17 protein-coding genes are annotated in these 23,441 nt (G+C 48.7%); 7 read left to right on the top strand and 10 right to left on the bottom strand.

The features are described from left to right. Nucleotides 1-96: 96 nt before the first annotated feature. Together aspS and D0S45_12150 are read right to left on the bottom strand one after the other, a co-directional pair. A complete protein-coding gene (aspS, locus tag D0S45_12155) occupies nucleotides 97-1,920 on the bottom strand; it encodes an aspartate--tRNA ligase (protein ID TIH14888.1) in 1,824 nt (607 codons plus the stop codon). A 31-nt stretch (nucleotides 1,921-1,951) separates the two neighbouring features. Then, nucleotides 1,952-3,190, bottom strand: a complete 1,239-nt coding sequence (locus D0S45_12150; protein TIH14887.1) for a histidine--tRNA ligase — start codon at nucleotides 3,188-3,190, stop codon at nucleotides 1,952-1,954. A gap of 194 nt (nucleotides 3,191-3,384) precedes the next feature. On the opposite strand from D0S45_12150, the gene D0S45_12145 reads away from it, so the two are divergent. Both D0S45_12145 and D0S45_12140 read left to right on the top strand, forming a co-directional pair. After that, nucleotides 3,385-3,855, top strand: coding sequence for a DUF2628 domain-containing protein (locus D0S45_12145; protein TIH14886.1), 471 nt, complete (start codon nucleotides 3,385-3,387; stop codon nucleotides 3,853-3,855). 36 nt (nucleotides 3,856-3,891) lie between these two features. Then, nucleotides 3,892-4,800, top strand: a complete 909-nt coding sequence (locus tag D0S45_12140) for a caspase family protein (protein TIH14885.1) — start codon at nucleotides 3,892-3,894, stop codon at nucleotides 4,798-4,800. A gap of 77 nt (nucleotides 4,801-4,877) precedes the next feature. Here D0S45_12140 and D0S45_12135 read toward each other — a convergent pair whose 3' ends face one another. The 5 genes from D0S45_12135 to buk form a co-directional block, all read right to left on the bottom strand. After that, complete coding sequence (locus D0S45_12135; protein ID TIH14884.1) at nucleotides 4,878-5,762, bottom strand: serine acetyltransferase; 885 nt, start codon at nucleotides 5,760-5,762, stop codon at nucleotides 4,878-4,880. A 9-nt stretch (nucleotides 5,763-5,771) separates the two neighbouring features. Then, a complete protein-coding gene (gene cysK / locus D0S45_12130; GenBank protein TIH14883.1) occupies nucleotides 5,772-6,695 on the bottom strand; it encodes a cysteine synthase A in 924 nt (307 codons plus the stop codon). Between the two features lie 105 nt (nucleotides 6,696-6,800). Further along, entirely contained in the window at nucleotides 6,801-7,991 is a 1,191-nt protein-coding gene (nifS, locus tag D0S45_12125; GenBank protein ID TIH14882.1) for a cysteine desulfurase NifS, read from the bottom strand. A gap of 3 nt (nucleotides 7,992-7,994) precedes the next feature. Next, entirely contained in the window at nucleotides 7,995-8,834 is an 840-nt protein-coding gene (gene nifU / locus D0S45_12120; protein ID TIH14881.1) for a Fe-S cluster assembly protein NifU, read from the bottom strand. Between the two features lie 377 nt (nucleotides 8,835-9,211). Beyond that, nucleotides 9,212-10,300 carry a butyrate kinase gene (gene buk, locus D0S45_12115; GenBank protein TIH14880.1) on the bottom strand — a complete coding sequence of 363 codons (1,089 nt, stop codon included), beginning with the start codon at nucleotides 10,298-10,300 and terminating at the stop codon, nucleotides 9,212-9,214. A gap of 210 nt (nucleotides 10,301-10,510) precedes the next feature. On the opposite strand from buk, the gene D0S45_12110 reads away from it, so the two are divergent. After that, the gene (locus D0S45_12110; GenBank protein ID TIH14879.1) at nucleotides 10,511-11,149 is read left to right on the top strand and encodes a TetR/AcrR family transcriptional regulator; all 639 of its coding nucleotides are present in this window, start codon (nucleotides 10,511-10,513) and stop codon (nucleotides 11,147-11,149) included. Nucleotides 11,150-11,175: 26 nt separating this feature from the next. On the opposite strand, the gene D0S45_12105 is transcribed toward D0S45_12110, so the two are convergent. From D0S45_12105 to D0S45_12095, 3 genes are all read right to left on the bottom strand, one after another. After that, nucleotides 11,176-11,475, bottom strand: coding sequence for a hypothetical protein (locus tag D0S45_12105; protein ID TIH14878.1), 300 nt, complete (start codon nucleotides 11,473-11,475; stop codon nucleotides 11,176-11,178). A gap of 323 nt (nucleotides 11,476-11,798) precedes the next feature. After that, entirely contained in the window at nucleotides 11,799-12,098 is a 300-nt protein-coding gene (locus tag D0S45_12100) for a hypothetical protein (GenBank protein ID TIH14877.1), read from the bottom strand. After that, nucleotides 12,056-13,951: a hypothetical protein gene (locus D0S45_12095; GenBank protein ID TIH14876.1), complete on the bottom strand. Its 1,896-nt coding sequence runs from the start codon at nucleotides 13,949-13,951 to the stop codon at nucleotides 12,056-12,058. Before D0S45_12095 ends, D0S45_12100 begins: the two co-directional genes overlap by 43 nt. 437 nt (nucleotides 13,952-14,388) lie before the next feature. On the opposite strand from D0S45_12095, the gene D0S45_12090 reads away from it, so the two are divergent. From D0S45_12090 to D0S45_12075, 4 genes are all read left to right on the top strand, one after another. Further along, nucleotides 14,389-14,973: a TetR/AcrR family transcriptional regulator gene (locus tag D0S45_12090; GenBank protein ID TIH14875.1), complete on the top strand. Its 585-nt coding sequence runs from the start codon at nucleotides 14,389-14,391 to the stop codon at nucleotides 14,971-14,973. A gap of 100 nt (nucleotides 14,974-15,073) precedes the next feature. Next, nucleotides 15,074-15,709, top strand: a complete 636-nt coding sequence (locus tag D0S45_12085; protein TIH14874.1) for a DUF1007 family protein — start codon at nucleotides 15,074-15,076, stop codon at nucleotides 15,707-15,709. Between the two features lie 7 nt (nucleotides 15,710-15,716). After that, complete coding sequence (locus tag D0S45_12080; protein TIH14873.1) at nucleotides 15,717-16,679, top strand: nickel ABC transporter permease; 963 nt, start codon at nucleotides 15,717-15,719, stop codon at nucleotides 16,677-16,679. Nucleotides 16,680-16,867: 188 nt separating this feature from the next. Further along, on the top strand, nucleotides 16,868-23,281 hold the full coding sequence (locus D0S45_12075; GenBank protein TIH14872.1) for a response regulator: 6,414 nt from the start codon (nucleotides 16,868-16,870) through the stop codon (nucleotides 23,279-23,281). Nucleotides 23,282-23,441 lie beyond the last annotated feature (160 nt).

The following is a 23,441-nucleotide window of genomic DNA, read 5'->3' as shown; positions in this document are numbered from 1 at the left end:
AGCACAATCCTCCAAGCTACCCCAAAAACAACCTACTAAAAGGTTTTGGGATTCTTAAACCCTTTTGCAAAAGGGTTTAAGCCGCCGGAGGCACTCTTATGCTTCTTTCTTTTCTCTCAAACGAATACCCAGATCACGCAGCTGAGTGCTGGCTACTCCGGAAGGAGCTTCGGTCATCAGGCAGGTGGCTTTCTGAGTTTTGGGGAAAGCGATAACGTCCCTGATGGATTTGGCTCCGCACAGAATCATAATAAGTCTGTCCAGCCCAAAAGCAATACCACCATGCGGCGGTGCACCGAACTGAAGCGCATCCATGAGGAAGCCGAACTTCGCGCGGGCTTCTTCTTCGTCGATACCCAGAGCAGCAAACATTTTCTCCTGCATTTCAGGAGTGTGGATACGGATGGAACCGCCACCGAGTTCGTAACCGTTGACTACGAGATCGTAAGCGCGGGCAAGAGCTTCGCCGGGCTTTTCAGCAAGCTCGTCAATCTGTCCGTCCTGTGGGGAAGTAAAGGGATGGTGACGAGCAACGTAGCGTTTTTCTTCGGGGGTGTACTCAAGCAGCGGGAAGTCGGTAACCCACAGGGGTGCGAACTTGGACTCATCAATGAGTTCAAAACGTTCACCGAGCTTGATACGCAGAGCGGCGAGAGCGGCGTTGACGATGTCTGCGGCTCCGGCCTGGAAAAAGAGGATATCACCGGGCTGGCAATTAGTAAGCTCACGCAGTTTGGTGCACTCTTCTTCGGAAAAGAATTTTACAATGGGAGACTGCCATTCGCCGTCTTCCTTAACCTTGATCCATGCAAGGCCCTTGGAACCGTAGATCTCAACGAACTTGGTGAACTCGTCGATTTCCTTACGGGAAAGCTGAGCACCGTTCGGTACACGCAGAATCTTGATCAGCTCGGAGCTGGCAAAAACCTTGAAGTCGGAACCCTTGAAGATGTCAGTGGCTTCCTGAAGCTTAAGGTCGAAACGAACGTCCGGCTTATCGCAACCGTAATCACGCATGGCATCAGCGTAAGTCATGCGAGGGAAAGCTGCGGGAAGTTCGGTCTCGATGGTTTCTGTGAATACAGTACGGACCATATCTTCAGCCATGCCCATGACCTGCTCTTCATCCACAAAGCTCATCTCGATATCAATCTGAGTGAACTCGGGCTGACGGTCAGCACGCAGATCTTCGTCACGGAAACATTTAACAATCTGGAAGTAACGGTCCAGACCGGAAACCATGAGCATCTGCTTGAAAAGCTGTGGGGACTGCGGCAGAGCGTAGAAATCGCCGTTGTTCATGCGGCTGGGCACAAGGAAATCACGTGCGCCTTCAGGAGTGGACTTGGTCAGAACCGGAGTTTCCACTTCGAGAAAGCCGAGATTGTCGAGGTAACGACGTACGGACTGAGCGGCCTTGTTGCGCAGGATAAAGTTCTTGGCAAGACTGGGGCGGCGCAGGTCCAGAAAACGGTATTTGAGGCGCAGCATTTCAGAAGCATCGCTGCGGTCTTCAATGGCAAACGGGGGAGTCTCAGAAGTGTTGAGCAGCTTCCACTCGTCAACAACGATTTCGATCTCACCGGTGGTCAGATTGGTGTTGCGCATACCTTCGGGGCGTTCACGAACTTCACCTTTAATGGCTACTACGTACTCGGAGCGGATAGCATGTGCGCGCTCGTGGGCCTCAGTGTTGTGCTCGGGGCTGAATACAACCTGAGTAAGACCTTCACGGTCACGCAGGTCGATGAAAATCAGGCCACCGTGATCGCGGCGGAACTGAACCCAACCCATGATCAGGACTTTTTCGCCCATATTTGCTGCGGTGATCTGGTTGCAGCTGTGAGTACGTTTCCAGTCGCCGAGGGATTCAATCACCCGGTATTCGTCGTAATCGCGTTCTTCAATCTGTTCAGACATGTTTAGTCTCTCCCGATATTATTTGGAATTTCTACTTAAAATATTCGGTACGGCTTACAGTTTCCTGATCGCCGCCTTCGGTCATATCCTTAATGGTGACCGTTCCGTTCTCAAATTCGTCCGCACCGAAGATGAAACACTTCTGTGCGTTTATTTTATTGGCATGACGCAGCTGGGCTTTCATGCTCTTGGCAGTGAAACCAACCTCGCCCTTAAGACCGCTTCTACGCAGCTTTTCAGCAAAGATAAGTGAATCCTTGGCAGATCTTTCGTCCACAAGGGCTACATAAAAATCAGTGGACGGTTCGTACTCACCTTCCAGCAGCATGGCAAGACGTTCCATTCCGCAGGCAAAACCAATACCAGATACCTTCTTGGGGCCACCGAGACTTTCAACCAGCCCGTCATAACGGCCACCGCCTGCAACCGCAGTCTGGGCACCGATATCACCGGAAGTCACTTCGAAGGTAGTCCGCTGGTAGTAATCAAGTCCGCGCACAAGGCGGGGATTCAATGTATATTCCAGACCTGCTTCATCGATAAGAGTGATGACCACATCAAAATGGTCGCGGCACTCTGTGCAGAGATGGTCGGGAATGGAGGGAGCATCCTTAGTCAGCTCCTTACATCTCTTGACCTTGCAGTCGAGCACACGCAGAGGATTGGTATCCACACGGCGCTGGCAGTCATCGCAAAGTTCGCTCTTGTCGAGGGAATTGAAGAAATCTTTCAAAGCCTGATTGTACTTTGGGCGACATTCGGGGCAGCCAAGGGAGTTCAGCTCAAAGGAAAGCTTTTCCAGACCTATTCCTTTAAGGAAGCCGGAAAGCATAAGCAGAACTTCGGCATCGGCCTGCGGCTCGGATGCACCGAAGACCTCGGCATTGATCTGGTGAAACTGGCGCATGCGTCCGGCCTGCGGCCTTTCGTAGCGGAACATGGGACCGAAGGTGAAAAATTTGCTGACCTTGCCCGGCTGGTAGATTTTATTTTCCACGTAAGCGCGGACAACCCCGGCGGTAGCTTCGGGGCGCATAGTCAGAGAGCGGCCCTTGCGGTCGGGGAAGGTGTACATTTCTTTCTGGACCACATCGGTTTCTTCACCGATGGAGCGGCAGAAAAGTTCGGTCTTTTCGAGGATAGGAGTCCTCAGTTCGCCGAAACCGTAAGAGGTGAAAACATCTCTTGCGGTCTTCTCCATGAACGCATATCTTGCACTATCCTCTGGAAAGAGGTCTGCAACGCCTTTGATTTTTTGTATTTTTGCCATTTTTCTTCTCTTTGCGAATTTCCGGGGAATGCTGATATTGGTAGTCCGCCCCCGGCACGGAGCGTGGAACCAAATTTCGTTAGTCTATTATCATATAAATGTCAAAAAGAGTGATACGCAGCAGGTGCTTTATCAGCCGTCTGGTTGCCAATTAGCTCAAGCTACGGCATTAAAGGCTCAGGAGATTAAAAAACATGGAAATGATCACTTCACAAGATTACCAAGAATACATTGGCCCCAATGCGGGCAAATACCTTTTTAACTTTGCCAAATTCCAGCAGTTGCATGACGGTTTCACCATAACATGGCACTGGCCCGCCTTTTTGTTCGGTTTCTGGTGGTTTTTGTACCGCAAAATGTACTTCTGGGCCGCAGTCACCTTCTTGGTAGGCTTCCTGCCCTTCGGAAATTTCATTGCCCAAATCGGATACGGACTGAGCGCGAACTTTTTCTATTACCGCGACACCACAGCAAAAATCGGAGCCATCAAATCAACCGCCCCGGTTGGCGGAGCTTCGGTAATCATGCGCGATACCGGCGGGGTTCACGGCTGGGTAAAAATTGTCGGGCTGGTCTGCTTTTTCCTGCAACCTCTTTGGATTTTCTTCATGTCCCTTTTCTTTGGCAGTGCTTTTATTTTTTCTTTCCATCAAGTTATGGTATAAAGAAAAAAGCACTTACATTTTGAAGGGGGTTCCTAAATGAAAAAAACATTCTCACTCAAGCTGTTCTGCACTTTTTTCATGGCTGCCATGTCGATCATGCTGCTTTCTGCCAGCGACTGTCTGGCCCAGAAACGGCTGGCCCTGCTCATCGGCAACTCAGCATACCAAAAGATCGGCGCACTGAAAAACCCGGTCAATGACGTTATTGCCATGAACCGTTCACTTAAAAATGCAGGCTTTGATGTCATGCTGATTAAGAACGCCGACCGGACCAACATGGGCAGAGCTATTGATGATTTCGGGCGCAAGCTCAAAAATTATGATGTGGGATTGTTTTACTTTTCAGGACACGGATTACAGGTCAACGGAATCAACTACCTCTGCCCGCTAGGCATGTCCATTCAGGGACAGTCCGATGTGCAGTATGAAGCAATCGATGCCGGAAAGGTGTTGGCCAAAATGGAAGATGCCGGAAACCGCATGAACATCGTCATCCTCGATGCCTGCCGCAACAACCCCTTCAAACGCAGCTTCCGCTCCATGCGCAATGGCCTAGCCCAGATGGATGCCCCCACCGGATCATTTATCGCCTTTGCGACAGCTCCAGGTAAAACCGCCCTTGATGGCCGCGGCAACAACAGCCCCTACGTGACCCACATGCTCAGCAACATGAACCGCAAGGGCGTGACCATTGAGCAATTCTTCAAAAAAGTCCGCCAAGGCGTAATCAAAGACACCAGCCGCAAGCAGGTTCCATGGGAATCCTCCTCACTGGTCGGTGATTTCTACTTCTCAGGTAAAGGTTCATCCGGCTCGTCCTCTTCGCAGGCTTCAAGCCAATCTACAACAACACAACAACAGCAGACTCCGCCCCCTGCCCCTAAGCCAAGACCGAAGCCCAAAAAAAATAAAAGCGATGAAGTTTTGGATATGATGCTGAATTAAATCTTTTGAATACGAAAATAAAAACGGGAGAATCGATTGCTCGATTCTCCCGTTTTATATTTGCAAAAATGAAAGTGCTATCTCTGAAGAAGTCTCGCCCCCGCATCCACTGACTTGGTCACCCAGACGTTACCGCCGATGACCGAGCCTTCGCCGATGGTCACCCTTCCGAGGATTGTTGCCCCGGAATAGACAATGACATCGTCTTCTACAATGGGATGACGAGCGATACCCTTAATCAGGTTACCGGAATCATCCTGTGGAAAGCTCTTTGCCCCTAGGGTCACGCCCTGATAGAGGCGCACGTTACGTCCGATAATACAGGTTTCGCCGATCACGGTACCGGTGCCGTGGTCGATAAAGAAATGCTCGCCCACTTGTGCGCCGGGGTGAATATCGATCCCGGTCTTGGAGTGGGCCATCTCACCAATGATACGTGGAATGAGATCCACGTCCAGCTTATACAGCTCATGGGCAATACGGTGATGGGTCATGGCGATGATGCTGGGGTAGCAAAAAATTGTCTCGCCCGGACTCTTGGACGCAGGGTCACCCACGTAGGCAGCCTGCACGTCAGTAGCGAGCAGACGGCGAATTTCCGGCAGCTTTTGCATGAATTCCGAGGCAATGCGCTGGGCATCGGCCTCACAGTTGGTACAGTTGAATTCATCGGCCTTGCAGAAAAAACAATGTCCGCGCAGAATCTGTTCTTCCAGAATCCTGTAAGCCGCATCAAGGTTCCCCCCGATGTGGTAGCGCATAGTTTCGGGACGGATTTCGGAATCCCCGAAATAACCGGGAAAAATAACCGCCCGCAGCCTTTCCACAAACTCGCCCAATGCTGCAATTGAAGGCATGGGACGGTCATGTTCAGGCATGTGATACACAGTCTGATATGACTCTTCTTCGCACAAAGCGTCCACGACCTTCGTCAGCACGGAGCCGCCGATCTTACTAACCATTTTAGAACCTTACCCCTTAAACAGCGCGGTGCTTAAGTAACGCTCCCCGGTATCGGGAACCACAAACACCACAAGTTTATCTTTGTTTTCTTCACGCCTTGCGATCTGCACAGCCGCATGGGCCGCAGCCCCGGCTGAGATACCGCACAAAATTCCTTCTTCCTGAATGAGCCTACGCGACATGGCAATAGAATCCTCATCCGCAACCTTAACGATCTCGTCGATCACCTCAGTCTGCAATACATCAGGCACAAATCCAGCCCCGATACCCTGAATGCCATGCGGACCGCCAGTCCCGCCGGAAAGAACCGGGGATTTTTCCGGCTCAACCGCAACAATCTTAATCTCCGGGTTGCGCTTCTTCAATTCAGTGCCGACTCCGGTGAGTGTTCCACCTGTGCCTACTCCGGCCACAAAAATATCAATCTTGCCGTCTGTATCTTCCCAGATTTCATTGACAGTTTTATTACGGTGGGCCAACGGGTTATCCGGATTATCGAATTGCAGAGGCAAAAAGGCATTAGGATCACTATCCGCAATTTCCTTGGCTTTATTCACCGCTCCGGTCATACCCTTTGCCGCAGGAGTAAGCACCAGTTCCGCACCGAATCCTTTGAGCAGATCCCTACGTTCCTGACTCATGGATTCAGGCATGGTCAGCACCAGCTTATAGCCCTTTACCGCGCAGACAAAAGCCAGCCCGATGCCGGTATTACCGCTGGTGGGTTCAACAACAGTGGCCCCCGGCTTGAGTGCACCGCGCTTCTCGGCTTCCTCAATCATGGAAACGCCGATGCGGTCCTTCACTGAGGAACAGGGGTTGAAGAACTCCAGCTTCGCAACAACCTGTGCCACGCACCCTTCAGTTACTTTATTCAGCCTAACTAAAGGGGTATTGCCGACCAAAGAAATCATGGATTCATGGATATTCATTTCAAACTCACTTGATGTTGTTTTTCTAATCCCCTGCCCTAATTCAATGCAAAATGCAAAATATGGGCGAAATTTTAAAATAAATAAAATTTCGCCCTTTAAAACTTAATGATCGTGATCTTCTACCCAGTCTAAACCTTCATCGCCGCGACGGAAAGGAGACATCTCGCGCAGACGACTGATGATGGGCGGCAACTCCTTGAGCACCAGATCGATATCCGCATCGGTGTTGTAGGTGGACAGGGAGAAACGGAGTGATCCGTGAGCAAAAGTAAACGGAACACCCATGGCCCGGAGTACATGAGAAGGCTCAAGGGAACCGGATGTACAGGCCGAACCGGAACTTGCGGCAATGCCGAACTGATCAAGCATGAGCAGCATGGCCTCGCCTTCAATATACTTAAAGGCGATGGACAGGGTATTGGGTAGCCTCATTTCCTGATCACCGTTGATAATGGCTTCAGGGATTGCAGCCATAAGCCCCTTTTCAAGACGGTCGCGCATGGCCCGCACGCGGGTATTTTCATCGTCAATATGTTTGACAGCGAGCTCCATGGCTACACCAAGCCCTACAATACCGGGCAAGTTTTCAGTACCACCACGCCTGCCGTGCTCCTGATGCCCACCGAGCATGAAGGGACGAAATGGCGCATTCTTACGTACAAACAAAGCCCCCACGCCCTTGGGCGCGTGAATCTTGTGCCCGGAAAGAACCAGATAATCCACGGGCAGGGTCTTGAGGTCGATAGCAATTTTACCCACGGCCTGCACTGCGTCAGTATGAAAGAGCACACTATGCTTCTTGGCAATTTCAGCCATTTCCTGAATGGGCGAAATCACGCCGGATTCATTGTTAGCGTACATGATTGAAACAAGTGCAGTGTCAGGACGGAACGCTGTCCGGTACTGGTCCATATCAAACAACCCATCAGAATCCACAGACAAATAGGTCACAGCGTAACCCTTGCGCTCATAATGCTTGGCAACATTAAGTACCGCCGGATGCTCCACGCGGGTGGTGATGATGTGCCGTTTTTCCGGCTGGGCTTCTAAGGCCGAGAAAATAGCGGTGTTATCACCCTCGGTTCCACAGGAAGTGAAAATTATTTCATCGGGATCACAATTCAGCCCGGCAGCGATTTTCTGACGGGCCTGCTCCATGAGCATACCGGATTGTCCGCCGAGACGATGCATGGACGAGGGGTTACCGAATTCATCTCCAAGCAGGGGCAGAATGGCTTCGCGCACCTCGGGTGCGACCATGGTGGTGGCGTTGTTATCAAGATATGTTGACATGGCTTAGTCCTCCCGCACGAAGATTTCAGGTTCCACGGTTTCCTTGAGACGACGCTCCACAAAATCCTTGAGAGTGCGTCCGCTGGACGGACAGCCCACACAGGCTCCGCGCAGGGAAACGATCACTTCATGACCGTCAATATCGATGAGTTCGATATCGCCGCCGTCCTTGTTCAGGGCCGGGCGGATTTCCTCATCAATAACCTTGGTCACCAACTGGAAACGCTTGATATTGGTCAGCTTGGCAGGCTTTTCGGATTCCGGTGCAGGCTTAGCTGCCTCTCCGGTGATGGTTTCAGTAATGAGTTCCTGAATACGACCATGACAGTCCTCGCAACCGCCACCGGCCTTGGTGAAATTAGTAACTTCCTCAAGGGTGGTCAGCTTGTTTTCCTGTACAGCGCGCCTGATTTGAACGTCAGTGACGCCAAAGCACTTACAGACAATTTCGCCCTCAGGAGCCGGGATAGCTTCGAGACCGCGATACTTACGGATGGCATCTTCAAGGGCTTCCTGTCCCATAACGGAACAATGCATCTTTTCCTTGGGCAGACCGCCAAGGGCTTCAGCTATGTCCTTGTTACTGACCTTGGAAGCTTCATCGAGAGTCATACCCTTGATCAGTTCAGTAAGCACGGAACTGGAGGCAATCGCACTGGCGCAGCCGAAAGTCTGGAACTTGGCATCTACAATGCGCTCGTCATCATCTATCTTAAGAAATAGCCGCAGGGCATCACCACAAGAGAGTGAACCAACTTCGCCGATAGCATCCGCATCTTCAATTACCCCTACATTCTTGGGGTTGAGAAAATGTTCCTGAACCTTATTTGTATATTCCCACATATCGTCCTCCGCATCAGTGTAGCGTGAATCAGTTTATAAGAATTATCTCAAGCATACCCTCTTCCGGATAATTTCGAAAGGAAAAGGCCTGCCTTCTATTTTCAACAAAATTTCATACCATTTTGGTATGATTTATTTTACGCTCAAGCCCTATGCTTAGCAAGTTTTTTATACTTTCACCGTAGATACTAGGTTGTAAATTTTAAAAAGCAAGAGGCTGGGCTGACTCAGCCCCATTTTTTATCAACAAAAAGTCAGCAACTCTTTAATTAAAAACCGATGAAGCCTTAATAAAAGTTTTTGGGGTTCTTAGCCCTTTTTTCAAAAAGGGCTAAGCCGCCAGAGGCAAAATCAAATCATCAAAAGCGCGAAGCGCATCAATTTTTGTATTCCTGCGGTTGTAGATCGCCGCGTAAAACAGCCAGACCGCCCCGGCCCATTACTTCCATTTCTTCAAGACCAGTCACGACCTTCACCGGAGCAATAAACCCGACCACATCTTCCACTGCCTTGACCAGCAACTCGCTGCGGGCAACGCCTCCGGTGAGAATAATGGCATCAATGGGACGCTTTTGCGGGTCGTTCTTCATCAATGCCGGGATAAAGGAACAAATATGTTTGGAGGCATTGTAAACCAACGCTTCCAGCACCAGACGGGCATCCTCGTCTCCGTCTTCCATGCGGCTCTGAACTTCACGCATGTCGTTGGTTCCAAGCAGGCCGAGAACTCCGGACCGGGAGGTAACAACCTTGCGCATTTCATCAAAAGAGTACTTGCCGGATTCCACAAGATTAAGCACAGGAAGGATAGGCAGTGTCCCGGAACGCTCCGGGCTAAACGGACCTTCCCCGTCAAGTGCGTTGATGACATCAACGACCTTTCCATCCCTGTGTGCTCCTATAGAAACCCCACCTCCCATATGGCCGACAATGAATTTAGCCTGCTCGTATTCCAAGCCCATTTCAGCGGCCACGCTGCGGGCAACGCCCCGCTGGCTCAAGGCATGAAAAACACTGCGCCGCTTGATTTCCGGCAGTCCGGTAACCTTGGCTACAGGGTCCATCTCATCAGTGACTACCGGGTCCATAATCATGGACGGCACACCCCACTGCTCTGCAAATTCACGGGCAATCATTGCTCCGAGATTACAGGGATGGACACCGTACCGACCACTTTCCAGATCGGAAATCATCTCATCGCTTATTGAATAAGGACCGCCGGGGATGGGCTTAAGCAAACCGCCGCGCCCCACAACCATATCCGGCTTCCCTTTTACAAGCTCATCTTTAATAAGCTCCATAACAGCTGCACTGCGGAACTCTTTCTGCTCTATTACAGTGGAAAATTTATCTATACTTTCACGGGGATGGCTTACTTCAGCGTCAAAACACACTTTTTCATCGTTGAAGATCGCCACTTTAGTTGATGTTGATCCGGGATTAATTACAAGAATTCTCGAACCCATTCATTTTCTCCGTAAGTTTGCTGCAAGTTTAAGTTTCCGCATTATGTGCTAAAATGGAGAAAAACAAAAGTAACACTCTACGTTCCCGGACTCCTTGACTAAAATCAAGAGAGAGTTACATTTTAAAATATGTTATAATTACAAATACAAAGACAGACCCCGCATCCGCAATCATCTACAAACAACATTTTCCAGCTAAAGGCCGCCGCTATGACATTAAAAGTAATACCAATCAACACGCTGACTGCCACACGCAGAAAAATTCTGCATGCGGCTTACAAATATGCTGCAAAGTCTGGACTCAACAATCTTGATGTGGATGAAATTGCGCTCAAGGCCGGGGTGAGCCGCAAGACCCTCTACAGCTACTTCAATGGACTGGATAATTTAATGAGTGAATTGGCGGTATCTGGAATTTACTGGCCCACCACCGAAGAATTGCTGGCAAATGCTCCGTCAGAATTTCCAGAAATTGAACCGGAAAAACAGGTTGCCGCTTTTTTCACATCATTGCGGAGTACGCTTGAGACAAGGCCGGATACCCTGCGTCTTCTGGCTTGGGAAATGCTGGAACGCACCCCCCTTTCGGAATTACTGGAAGATGTGCGAGTGCGCACGGCGTTGGAATTTTTCGAACACATGACCCCGGACGTGCCCGATGACGTTGATTTGGCAGCGGCGGTAGCCATCTTAGGCGGGGCCATTTCCTATCTGTCCATCCGCTCCCTGAACACCAAGCACTTCGGCGGGGTCAGCTTGCAAGATGAAGTTGGCTGGGACCGCATGGAAGCGGCCATGCAGAACATGCTGCACGGATTACTTTGCCTGAAGCCGGAGACTCTAGATTAATCATCCAGCAGAACTAACCTCTTCGTTTATCTACGCATCCTGAAAAACATAACCAGCGGAGATGAAACCACCATGGCAATCAAGGCTATCTCCGGTGACAGAAACTGTTGCGTCCCGACACAAAATCCGAGTACAATCAAAAACCACGGAATCCAGCCCGCCACATAAACTTGCCCCGCAGGACCGAAAATAAAACAGAGCAACAAACCGATCCAAAGCACATTAGGCCTTGTGCGGCGAAGTCTGGTTCCCAGTATGAAAGGCAGCACTGTTGCGCCGAGGATGATGATTGCGGTGAGGATTATGTTTAGAGTGGATTGGTCCATGTGGGTGGTACTCCTTTTGGGTGATCTTGAGGAGGAGGCTAGCAGTTCGATCTTTCGCGGGCAAGCGACGGATTTCATATCAAAAGACGCAGCCCCGGCGCAAACACGCCGGGGCTGCTATACCTATTTCAAGTCATCCATCAAATCTTCTGGAAACTCGTTTTCCTTGTCTTTCAACTCAGGATGACGGTCATAAAATCCGTCAATAAATTCTAGTTCGACATTGCAATCAGGGCATTTACCCTTCTCTGGTGCCCTGCCGTGTCCAACTCCGAACCACCGTTAAGACAAACTTGCTGGTTTCATATAAGTTTAACTTAAATTTATGGGGCAAAACCATTAATTGTCCAGCACATAAACACGAAGACTAAAAAAAGCTCCGGCAAACTGGTCAAGATTCCCGCAGAAATTGTCAATACCCAATCCCTCTTTGTTGTTTCAGTCTTTTTCAAAAAAATGAAAAATAAAAATAGATATGGAACAAGAGGAATGACAACCACAACTAGCCCATTAAAAGTCGCAGAAAACAAATATTCAAACAGAATCCAACTAGGAAGAACACAAATCCACATTAAAGCTATTATTGCCTTAGTTCTTTCAACCGCTTTACCATGGAAAACCATGAGATTGCTCCTTTTCTGTACAATTCAGCATTCTTCCGCTCACTGTCTTTTGCTGGCTTAGTCCACTTGCTGGAATCAGAATCTAACTTTTCGAGATCCTTCACTAACTCTTCATCAGCCTTTTGGATTCGTTTCTTCTGCTCTTCATTAACATCACCAAGAGTAGGCATATTTTTAATTCGCTCATATTCAAGATCATGTTTTCTGTACGCTTCATCAGAGCTGTCCACAGGCTTAGCTGACCCAACTTTACCGCCATCAACTCCACCACTGTACTTTCCTCCGCCCCATTTTCCATACTTTGGTCCGTCAAATAACGACCGCCCTTTTCCGCCCCATTTAAGCGGAGAAGAATTCATTTTCCTTATCTTTTCAGTGGGATCAACATCAAAGACTGAATCAGTAATATAATCTTCCTCTTCCTTCTCCTCACTCTCCTTCTTCAACCCCACCCGATCAATAAAATTAACCGGATCATCATGGCAGTACCCGTAAACATCCACATCGCCGCCCTCAAGGCCGATGGGATCGGGAGTGATGAAGCGCCCGCTGGAAGGATCGTATTCGCGATGGCCGAAATGGACGAGACCGGTATCGCGGTCATAGAGTCCGGCGGCGAAGCCCAGCGGGATATTCATACGCTCATTGGTATCGACAATCAGATTTCCAAACGAATCGCGAATAATCCGCTTTACCTCATGACCGGAAGAATTAGCAACCATATAGATTGTACCGACCTGATCGGAAGCGAAGCAGTAAACTTCGTCATTATAGCGCATTGCCACAGGGTCGCCTTCATTATCGTAGACGAATTCCATGCGGCTCCCGTCTTCAAACGCAACAACTGCAAGGGTAGTAAAATCATGCCAACTGTAAGTTTCCGCAACCTTCCCGTTCACCGACTTGGCCATGCGTCTGCCCTGCGGATCAATTACGTATGAAATGCGACGACCATCGAGTAAATTGACCTGCTGAAGCTGCCCGGAATGATGGTATTCGTAGGTTGTCACGTCCAAACCATCCTGCTTCATGATCAAGCGGCCCTCGCCATCGTAGGAATATTTCACTTCCCCGGCCCGTTCCAGACGAAGGCCCGGACCGTATGTGAAACGGCACTGTCCGGTTTGCGGAGTGGAACCGAAGTAACGTTCGCCCTGTTTGCCGTACTTATACTCCTCAATAAGCCGCTCATCTTTCCAGACATTGCAGAGCCTGCCGCCTGCATCATATTCATATTGCAAAAGATGATCTTTGGGCTCAAGGGAACACAATTTACCCACAATGCGTCCGTCTTCATCCCGTGCGGTTGCCAGTATGGAGAACGGCTCTTCCGCACCCGGCACAATGAACGGAGTTACGCTGATGGCGTCTTCGGGATCAAAAGGAACACCGTCACGTTCAAATTCATCATGCAGATCTTCTCCTGTACCTGCTTGCGGTTGTTGCGGTTCGGTCTCTTTAGAAGTGAATTCTTCAATGAGTGCTTTGCCGTAGTCAGTCTGCGCCAAATCCTGCGCCAGCGGCAGCTTTGGATTCTCGCGCATGAATCGCATGTGGGCCAGCCGTTTACGCCATGCATGACGTTCCTTTTCAATCTCCCACTCTTTGTTCTTCTGCTCCCAGCGCACTTTGACTTCCGGCTTCATCATAGATGGGTACATGCGGTCGCCGCGTGAGAATTCCGAAAAATCAGTTCTCGGTTCGGGCAAGGCCATGCCTGTGGACGGAGAGTATATTTCCCACATGTTTTCAATCTGCATTTCCGGCGGTTCGTTTTCGCCGTACATGCGCAGAGCAAGATTCAAATCTTCCCGTCTTTTGGGCCGCAGCGTAAAATCATTTCTAAAAATCATAAACTATCCTTTTGTTTCGGTTAAACATCCAAGCAGCAGAAATCTATATTTCATACGGCTTGAGCCTTATTCGAAACAACCGAATACAAAACAGGGCGGACCTGAATCACCCAACTCAGGTCCGCCTCCAATCAGCCTGTTAAGAAAGTGCCAGATGCAAGGCGCAAGAAAAACACTGGAACGATGCGTATTCACATACGTGAGTTTCAGTGCTTTTCGCAGCACCCCACAGGGGTAAGATTTTGTAAACTTGATAAAATCAAGCCAACAATTCACTTTACGCAGCAGATGGTGCTTTATCAACAGTCTGACTATTTGACCGCACAATCAATCCAGCCTATAAAACCGCAAGCGAGCAAACATATAGCGGCAGACTTTATCCGGTCCATTCCAAGATAAAGTCTGGCCGTGAACCTTTAACGTGCCAGCGAGGGGCCATGAAAGGTAAAAATAAAAAAGACGCGATCCTATATGCGGCTCAGGAGATTTTCGGGAGGTACGGCTATGCCGGGACTACCGTAAAGATGATCTCCGAACGGGCGGGCGTGGCATTCGGACTTGTCTCACACTATTTCGGATCAAAAGAGGAACTCTTCATCACCGCCGGGGTAGCGATTGTTGAAGACCTCACTGAATATCTCAGTACGGAAACACGCAAAACATCAAACGGGCTGGAAGGAATCCAGACCTTTATGCGCAGTTATCTGGGCTACACACTGCAACACCGCAACACCTTCCCGGTGCTGCTGCGCTGCTCTCCCTTTTCTGATGTCCAAATCGAGTTGGACCGCACCCGCATTGCCGTGAAGTTCCAACAACTGTTGAATGTCATTCGCGAATCAGTTGAACGCGGCATTGAGGACGGTTCCATCCGCGACCTCTCCATTGATGACACTACCACCATTGTATACTCCAACATCGTCGGTACGGTCAGGACCAGATTCCTTTCTCCCTACGACCTGCCCAACCTCTACGAGGAAACCACCGACTTTGTGGTCCGCAGCATTAAAGCGCGGGACTAGAATTCATATTTTCCTTTAAAAAAGCCGCGTACCTCTTGGGGTATGCGGCTTTTTTGCTGCTGAACTTGACACATCTTTATTCATCCTCCATCTTGCCTGCATGCAAAGATTTTTCGCCCATAACACCGGAAAACACGAAACAGCTATTCAGGCTCTTATACTGCTTGGAGCAATGCTGTTCTTCCTGTTTAGTCCGGCAAAAGCTTCTGCCCATCCGCATGTATTTGTAGACTGTTCCCTGACCTTTGAATTCAATGACAACGGCCTTGCCGGAGTACGCCAGAAATGGTGGTTTGATGAAATGTTCGCGGCCATGATCCTCGGTGATTTTGACAAGAACCATGACAACATCCTCACTCCTGACGAAGCAAAGGCCCTTGAGCAAGGTGCATTTGTGAACCTCAAAAACTTCAATTACTTCACCCGTATCCTCGTGGACGGACAGGAGCATAAACAGATTGAAGCAACTGAATTCAACCCATCTATTGAAGAAGGAACCCTTGTCTATGAATTTTTCGTGCCCCTTAATATAGTCGACCAAGACAAACATGTTGTTATGGTCGCCATTTACGACGAAAGTTTTTATACTGCGGTCCAAATGGACCCCCAGAATAAAGTTCTGGGACTCAGCGGAAAATACAAGACCAACCTTGAGTTGGAACCCGTATCGAAAATGGCCTATTTTTACGATCAGATAGTACCGGAAGCCGCAGTACTGACCCTGCTACCTCAATAGAGAAACAATGAAAAAAACAAGTATCCTTTTTATCCTGATATTGACTCTTACTTTCGCATTCGCTGCAACAAAAGCCTGCGCACAAGCGAACAATCCTTTTCTCTCCTCACCCAAAAAAGAGAATACAACCACACAAGCCGCACCGTCTCCTTTTTCCAGTGGCAAACCAGCCAAACAGATTGTCACAAAAGACGGTGGCGGCGGAATCTATAGCATGGTCATGCTCAAGGTGTCCCTGCTGCAAAAGGAAATAAGGGCCAAGCTAACCGGATTTGCACGGGACATTAAAAAAGACCCTTTCGGCAAATCGCTCTGGATGTTCCTTGTCTTTGCCTTCATGTACGGGATAGTACACGCGGTCGGTCCGGGGCACGGCAAATCCGTGGTTTGTGCCTATTTCATCTCGCGGGGCGGCTCCATGTTCGCGGCCTCTTTCATGTCATGGGTCATAACCCTTGTGCATGTGGGATCGGCAACTGCGGCAGTCTGTCTTGCCTACCTGTTTCTGGAAAGCGGCATGTCCGGCTTTGAAAATTTCAACCGCCAGTTGCAGACCGCCAGCTACGGTCTGGTCGCAGCGATCGGACTCTGGCTGATCATTGAAGCCCTGCGCTCTTTCAAGAATAATGATCGCGATGAATGCGAAATAAAAAGCCGTGGATCACTTAAAGAAATCGCTACGGTGGCCTTTGTAACCGGCATTGTCCCCTGTCCCGGAGCAGCCATTATTCTGGTCTACACCCTTTCCACCGGCATACTCGCGGCAGGACTTGCGGCCATGGTATTTCTAGCCACAGGCATGGCCGTAACGACCACTGCTTTTGCCCTTGTAGCGGCTAAAGCCCGCAACGCGATGGACAACAGCCCCTTTGCCCAGCGATTGCGTCTTGCCTATTCAATAATCTCACTACTTGGCGCAACAATTATCACCAGCTTCGGCATACTTATGCTTTCTGCCCACATTAGCTGAAAGCAAAACCTGTACGCATTTTAAAAATCCATCCATGACAGATTACCTCAATAATGCTATTAATATAACCAGCCCCTTATCACGGTGCTGCAAACAGGACCTCTAAGTGAAACAGAAGTAAAGAAATAAACACATATATTTCAGTGCTTGCGAAATATCCGATTGTTGTTACGGGAGAATTTCGAACGATGATTAATCTTGCGGGATATGAAAATGTTACCCCTATGTACGAAGGGAATGACATGACTCTATGCAGGGCTGTCAGGGAATATGATGATCTTCCGGTGCTCATCAAATATCCCAATGCAGAATTGCCATCCCCACGAATTTTAACAGGCCTGAAAAATGAATACGCCACATCTCAGGAGATCGGCAATACCGCCATAATCCAAGCAGTAACCCTACACCGTACCGACAATTCACTGGCCCTTGTTCTGGAAGATAAAGGATACAAGCTATTAAGTTCGATTATCCCGCACTCAGAAACCGATCTCAGCCAAAAATTGCAGATCGCACTGAAGATAGCCAAATCCATCAGCCGTATACACACCAAAGGATTCCTGCATCGCAACATCCGGCCGGACAGCATCGCTATTGCCCCGGACTTTAAAGAAGCTTTGCTGACCAACCTGCAAAACAGCACCCGAATTACAGACTCATATACCCAATCTTCCTCGGAAATTATTTCCGCAGACAACATATACTATATATCGCCGGAACAAAGCGGCCGAGTCAGCACAGAACTGGATCGAAGGTCCGACTTCTACTCACTGGGGATTACCCTGTTCGAACTTTTTACCGGACGCAAACCCTTTACTGCCAAGGATGATCTTGAACTGATCCACAGCCATCTGGCCAAGGAACCACCGGCCCCGCAAAGTATTTCCCCTGAAATACCTGCCCCGCTCTCCGCAGTAATTATGAAGCTACTCGCCAAAAACCCAGGCGACCGTTATCAATCCGCCCATGGCATAAAGCAGGACCTAAAAGCGTGCCTGAATCTCACGGGGAACAAAATCGGCCTTGATAAATTCACACCGGGACATCAGGACATTTCTGAAACCTTTACTCTTTCACACAAACTTTTCGGTAGAAAAGAAGAACTTTCCGAACTGAATAACTCTTTCAGCAAGGTTATGCTGGGCAGTTGTGAAATAGTTTTCGTCAGCGGTGAAGCCGGGACTGGAAAGACTTCCCTGATTCAAGCTTTCAGCGAACAAGTATACAGGGAAAAGGGAGAATTCATCTCCGGAAAATTTGACCAGTTCAGACGTAACCGCCCATACAGTGCCCTGATTCAAGCCTTTCAGGAACTCCTGCGCAAAAGACTTTCCAGCCCGACCCCGATCATCAACGCTTGGAAAAACCGAATCACCAGTGCTCTGGAGCAAAATGCCAGCCTGATAACAGAAGTCCTCCCTGAGCTGGAACTCCTGATCGGACAACAACACCCGCCGACAGAACTAGGCTCCACTGAATCTCGCAACAGATTCAATCTTGCATTCAAAAATTTTATTAAAGTTTTCCCATGCATAGATAAACCGCTGGTTCTCTTTCTGGATGACCTGCAATGGGCGGACATTTCCACCCTGCAACTATTACAACGGTTGCTAGAAGATCAGGAAACCTCACACCTGCTGCTTATCTGCGCCTACCGAACCAATCTGCCTATGAACAACGGCATCAAATCCCGCATAAGCAACATTGAAGAACTCAGTCCCAAAGGACACACCCTGAAACTGGACAGATTGAAGTTACATCATGTCCATGGATTCATCAGCAGAACCTTAAGAACAAACCGTCAGCGCACTGAAGAACTTGCCCGCATGGTCTATAGCAGGACTGGCGGCAACCCCCTCTTCGTCCGCGAATACCTGCTCAACATGCACCGGGCGGAGCTCATAACCTTCGATAAAGAAAGAACCCGCTGGGATTGGGACCTCAAAGCCATCAAAAACATCTCCATGGATGGAAACCTAGTGGAATTGATGGCAGATAAAATTATGACCCAACCAATTGAAGGGCAAGAAATTCTAAAAGCTGCTTCCGGGATCGGATGTAAATTCGACCTGCGCATTCTCACAAAGATTGTGGATTTTCCCAAAGAATTTCTTCTGGATTACCTGAGTCTGGCCCTGCATGAAGGATTGATTCTCTCTGACGACGGCGTAAATTCTTTTGACACGAACTTCAATTCCTCGTCAGGACCCCGTTACCTTTCTTTCATGCATGACCGAGTACAACAGGCGGCATACTCCATGCTCAATGCAGAGGAGAAAACAAAACTGCACCTGAAAATCGGAAGTTCCATGCTCGCCACGTACTCCGCCGAAGAAATTGACGATGCCAACTTTGAAATTGCAACCCAATACAGCCTCTGCATCAGTGCCATAAACGATCCCGAGGATAGAAAGAATATTTCTTTAGTTTTCATTAAAGCCGGACGTAAGGCCAAACGGAGCTCCGCCTTTGAAACTGCCGCCAGTTATCTCTCCACCGCAGCCCGTCTCATGGGCTCAAGCGGGTGGGAGGCAAGCTACAGGACAAACTTTGACCTGCATTTGGATTGGTATGAATGCGAATTTCTGAACGGGGCAGTCAAGCAATCTGAAAATGTGTTCAAAACCATGATTGAACACTCACAGAACCGCAAGGACACTACGAGAGCGCAACTATCCAGACTGCAATTGCTCTCGGATCAGGGTAAATATCACGAAGCAGTAAAAATCGGGCTGGAGACCTTGCAGCAATATGACATCACCATCCCCGAACATCCCGGGAAATTTTCCATTGCAACTGAACTGCTGAAAACAAAAGTTGCACTGAGTAGTAAAAGTACTCTGCAACTATATAATCTGCCGGAAATGATCTCCGAAAAGAATCTGGAAATCATGCGTTTGCTGATGCATACCATTGCTCCGGCATACATGTTCAACAAAAAACTTGTATTTTTCATTGTCCTATGGATGATCCGTTTTTCAATAAAAAACGGCAATGGTCCATCCTCACCGTTCTGTTATATGTTTTACGCTATGTTCTTGGCTTCAAAAGATTTTTCATTCAAAAAATCACGAGAATTCACCAGATTGGCAGTTGAGCTGAACAAAAAATTCCGCAACACCGAACTGGAGACTAAAATCAACATGCTCCGGGGAGGCATGCATGATCACTGGCATGTTCCCTTGCAGGAAAACATAAGCACCCTTGATAAGGCCTTCCATAACGGGCTTATGCATGGTGACCACACCTATGCCCGCTACGCGGGGTATTTCGCAGTCCAACTAAAATTCATGCAGGGACATAGCCTCGCTGAAGTATACAGTCTTGCGGATCGCTATCTGAATTTCATCCAAAAAAACAACACATCATTGAGCTCCGGGGCGATCAATCTCCCTCTGCAAATGTGCAAAAGCATGCAGGGAAAAACATACACCCCCGGCTATCTGGACGATGACAATTTCCGTGAAGGAAAGCTCCTGAGCATAGCAAAAAGCACCGGCTCCGCTGTTGTTGAAAACTGGACGGCCATCTCCAAGCTAACAACACTCTCCTTTTTCGGCTACCACGCTAAGGCAATAGAATATGTCAATTCACTTTATGAGACCGTGGAAGAGGCACTCTTCGGCATGTATTCAGTGGCAATCTTCCACCTGCTCAGCATTGTAAACATGGCAGCCCTTTCTGAAGATGCACCACCCCAAAAACGCAACCTGTATCTTAAACGCATCAACCATTCCCTTTCCCGGCTGACACAATGGGAAAAGAGCTGTCCGGAAAACTTCCGCCACTTGTACCTGATCGGCAGTGCGGAGCTGGCTAGATTAGAAAAAGAAAACAGCAGAGCTCTCGGCCTATATGAAGAAGCCATCAAATTCAGCTCCAATGCCGGGTACAACAATTTTGCAGCCCTTGCCTGCGAACTGGCCGGAAAATTTCATTTAAGCATCGGCGGGAATCACTCCGCCTTAGCCCTGCTTTCAGAAGCCTGCCATTTCTACAAAGAATGGGGAGCCTCTTCCAAAGTCCAGCGTATGCTCAATGACTTCCCGCAATTGCGCAAAACAGCTGAAGAAGGTTTCTTCCTGAATAATTCCGCTGCGGACAAAGGCAGCCGTTCCCTTGATATTTCTGCGGTAGTCAAAGCCTCACAGGCTATTTCCGGAGAAATCGTCCTTGACCGCTTGCTGGACAAGTTGATGCGCATTGTAATTGAAAACGCAGGAGCGCAAAAAGCCACCCTGCTCCTGAACAACAAAAACAGACTGGAACTGACAGCCCATGCCTTTGTTTCCGAGCATGGAATAACCACCCAGCCCAATCCCGATCCGGAGCAGGAACTGTACTGTAAAAGTATTGTAAATTACGTGTTCCGCTCAAAAGACAATATTGTGCTACGAGATGCCGGGACACAGGGGCCATTCTCCATCGACAGCTACATAATCAGGACCAAACCCAAATCGATTCTGGCCATGCCCGTCATTAACCAGCAGCTTATGCGCGGGGTTCTATACCTTGAAAACAACCTCAGTCCGGGAGTCTTTACTGATGATCGACTGGAAGTCCTGAATCTGCTCTGCTCGCAGGCAGCTATCTCCATCCAGAACGCCCGACTCTATTCCGACCTGCGAGACTCGGAAACACAGCACCGTACTCTGCTCGAAAGTATCAACGTAGGGGTTTTCAGGGCCGAAGCCGACATTGACGGATTGTTGCTTAAAGCCAACAGGGCCCTTGCGGAAATGTTCGGCTATCAGGGCTGGAATGAATTCCGAAAAACTCAGGTCAGAACTTTATATGTCAGCCCTGAAACACATCAGGAAATAGTCAGGGAACTTCTTGAAGGCGGAATAGTGCGTGACCGTGAAATCAACATGCGCAGGCAGGACGGGACACCCATCTGGGTAAACATGACTGTTTCACTTGAAAAAAATGGCAATAAGAACAACTGCCTTGAAGGAGTCCTTGAAGACATTACCGAAAAAAGAAAAGCACAGGAATTCGAAAAAGCCAAGGTTGCGGCAGACGCGGCCAACAAGGCCAAAAGCGACTTTCTGGCCAGTATGTCCCATGAAATAAGAACTCCCATGAATGCCATTCTTGGCATGGCTGACCTGCTCTGGGAATCAAGACTAAGTAAGATCCAGCGTAATTATGTAAAAATATTTAGAAATGCCGGTGAAAACCTACTCCTGCTGATCAACGACATCCTCGACCTCTCGAAAATCGAAGCAGGACAGATCGACCTTGAAGAAATTGATTTCAACCTTGAAGAACTCTTTGAGGAGATAGGTTCTATTTTCGCCCTCAGAGCGCAGATCAAGGGTATCGATTTTTGCTGGTATATCAACCCGGATGTACCTCGCATAATAACAGGAGATCCGACCAGACTACGTCAGATTATTGTTAATCTTGTTGGCAACGCCCTTAAATTCACGGAAAAAGGAACAATAACCTTTGAAGCCGGCATTACTGAAGCCGGATATCTGCGTTTCATAATTAAAGACAACGGCGTGGGGATTCCCGAAAATAAAATGAATTCAATTTTCGATACCTTTTCACAAGCGGATTCATCCACAACCCGTAACTACGGCGGAACCGGACTGGGGCTTTCCATATGCTCCCGCATGGTAGAAAGCATGCATGGTGGAATTTTTGTTTCCAGCACAGAAGGCGAAGGAGCCGCTTTCGCCTTCACCATCGGTGCGGAATTTCCCATGCAGCCGGAAGTATCTCCTCCGCTTGAGAACAGTGCCATACTCCTCATAGACCGTGAGTCCATATGCCGGGACTACCTCAGCCACAGTTTGAGCGATCTCGGTGCAAAAGTATATCCAGCGGAAAGTCTGGGAGAATCCTCAGCCTATGCAGCTGAAATTTCCCTTTCAAGTTATGAAAACAATATCCTTTTGGTCGGGCAGCCAGGGGGTGATGACGACCGTTTTGAAATACTGAAAAAACTCAAACACGGCCCCTGCCAAGGCTGGAAGTTAATGATGATTATGGAGGCAAAGCCCCAGCCGCGCGCAACCGCACGAGCCAAACAACTTTGCGCAACTTATGTCCACCGTCCGGTTCATCCGCAAGCAATTGTAGAAGACATCCGATACGCACAATCCTGTGAGATAGCCCCTGAAAACAGCGAAGAAACTGAATGTGAACTCGACACTCAACAAATAGAGATGATGGAAGAAAGAACGGCACAGGAGTCGGCCCCCCTCACGAACCTTTCCATTCTGTTGGTCGAAGATTCAGAAGACAACCGCATGGTCATTGATCTATTCCTCAAAGAAGCGCCTTACAAGATCACTTATGCCGAGAACGGGCAGGAAGGTCTGGAAAAATACAAAGAAGGGGAATACGGCATAGTACTCATGGATATTCAAATGCCCATCATGGACGGCTATGAAGCGACAAAAGCTATCAGGAAATATGAAGAAGAAAACGATCTCAGGCAAACCCCGATCATGGCCCTGACTGCCAATGCTTTTCAGGATGATGAGCAACGAGCCCTTGATTGCGGTTGCACGGCCCACATGGCTAAACCGGTCAAAAAGAAAAAACTGCTCCGGGTTCTGGAAGAAATTCTCGGACTGATCGTCTGAAACCAGACTAAAAAAATCCACAAAAAAACAAAAGCGGGGCTCATGTCCCGATTGTACCAATTTATTTCTTGTAATAAGCTCAAAGAAAAGCACATATGCCACATTATTTTTTTCAGGCGCAACTTACTCTCTGATCAAAATATATTTATCAGGCAATAAC

The sequence above is a fragment of the Marinifilum sp. JC120 genome, from assembly GCA_004923195.1.
Taxonomy (GTDB): domain Bacteria; phylum Desulfobacterota; class Desulfovibrionia; order Desulfovibrionales; family Desulfovibrionaceae; genus Maridesulfovibrio.
This window is presented reverse-complemented; position numbering and strand designations above follow the sequence as displayed.

What these genes read in the sequence shown, in the direction of transcription:
- aspS (TIH14888.1), bottom strand. Translation starts at nt 1,920, where the DNA reads ATGTCTGAACAGATTGAAGAACGCGATTACGACGAATACCGGGTGATT.
- D0S45_12150 (TIH14887.1), bottom strand. Translation starts at nt 3,190, where the DNA reads ATGGCAAAAATACAAAAAATCAAAGGCGTTGCAGACCTCTTTCCAGAG.
- D0S45_12145 (TIH14886.1), top strand. Translation starts at nt 3,385, where the DNA reads ATGGAAATGATCACTTCACAAGATTACCAAGAATACATTGGCCCCAAT.
- D0S45_12140 (TIH14885.1), top strand. Translation starts at nt 3,892, where the DNA reads ATGAAAAAAACATTCTCACTCAAGCTGTTCTGCACTTTTTTCATGGCT.
- D0S45_12135 (TIH14884.1), bottom strand. Translation starts at nt 5,762, where the DNA reads ATGGTTAGTAAGATCGGCGGCTCCGTGCTGACGAAGGTCGTGGACGCT.
- cysK (TIH14883.1), bottom strand. Translation starts at nt 6,695, where the DNA reads ATGAATATCCATGAATCCATGATTTCTTTGGTCGGCAATACCCCTTTA.
- nifS (TIH14882.1), bottom strand. Translation starts at nt 7,991, where the DNA reads ATGTCAACATATCTTGATAACAACGCCACCACCATGGTCGCACCCGAG.
- nifU (TIH14881.1), bottom strand. Translation starts at nt 8,834, where the DNA reads ATGTGGGAATATACAAATAAGGTTCAGGAACATTTTCTCAACCCCAAG.
- buk (TIH14880.1), bottom strand. Translation starts at nt 10,300, where the DNA reads ATGGGTTCGAGAATTCTTGTAATTAATCCCGGATCAACATCAACTAAA.
- D0S45_12110 (TIH14879.1), top strand. Translation starts at nt 10,511, where the DNA reads ATGACATTAAAAGTAATACCAATCAACACGCTGACTGCCACACGCAGA.
- D0S45_12105 (TIH14878.1), bottom strand. Translation starts at nt 11,475, where the DNA reads ATGGACCAATCCACTCTAAACATAATCCTCACCGCAATCATCATCCTC.
- D0S45_12100 (TIH14877.1), bottom strand. Translation starts at nt 12,098, where the DNA reads ATGGTTTTCCATGGTAAAGCGGTTGAAAGAACTAAGGCAATAATAGCT.
- D0S45_12095 (TIH14876.1), bottom strand. Translation starts at nt 13,951, where the DNA reads ATGATTTTTAGAAATGATTTTACGCTGCGGCCCAAAAGACGGGAAGAT.
- D0S45_12090 (TIH14875.1), top strand. Translation starts at nt 14,389, where the DNA reads ATGAAAGGTAAAAATAAAAAAGACGCGATCCTATATGCGGCTCAGGAG.
- D0S45_12085 (TIH14874.1), top strand. Translation starts at nt 15,074, where the DNA reads ATGCAAAGATTTTTCGCCCATAACACCGGAAAACACGAAACAGCTATT.
- D0S45_12080 (TIH14873.1), top strand. Translation starts at nt 15,717, where the DNA reads ATGAAAAAAACAAGTATCCTTTTTATCCTGATATTGACTCTTACTTTC.
- D0S45_12075 (TIH14872.1), top strand. Translation starts at nt 16,868, where the DNA reads ATGATTAATCTTGCGGGATATGAAAATGTTACCCCTATGTACGAAGGG.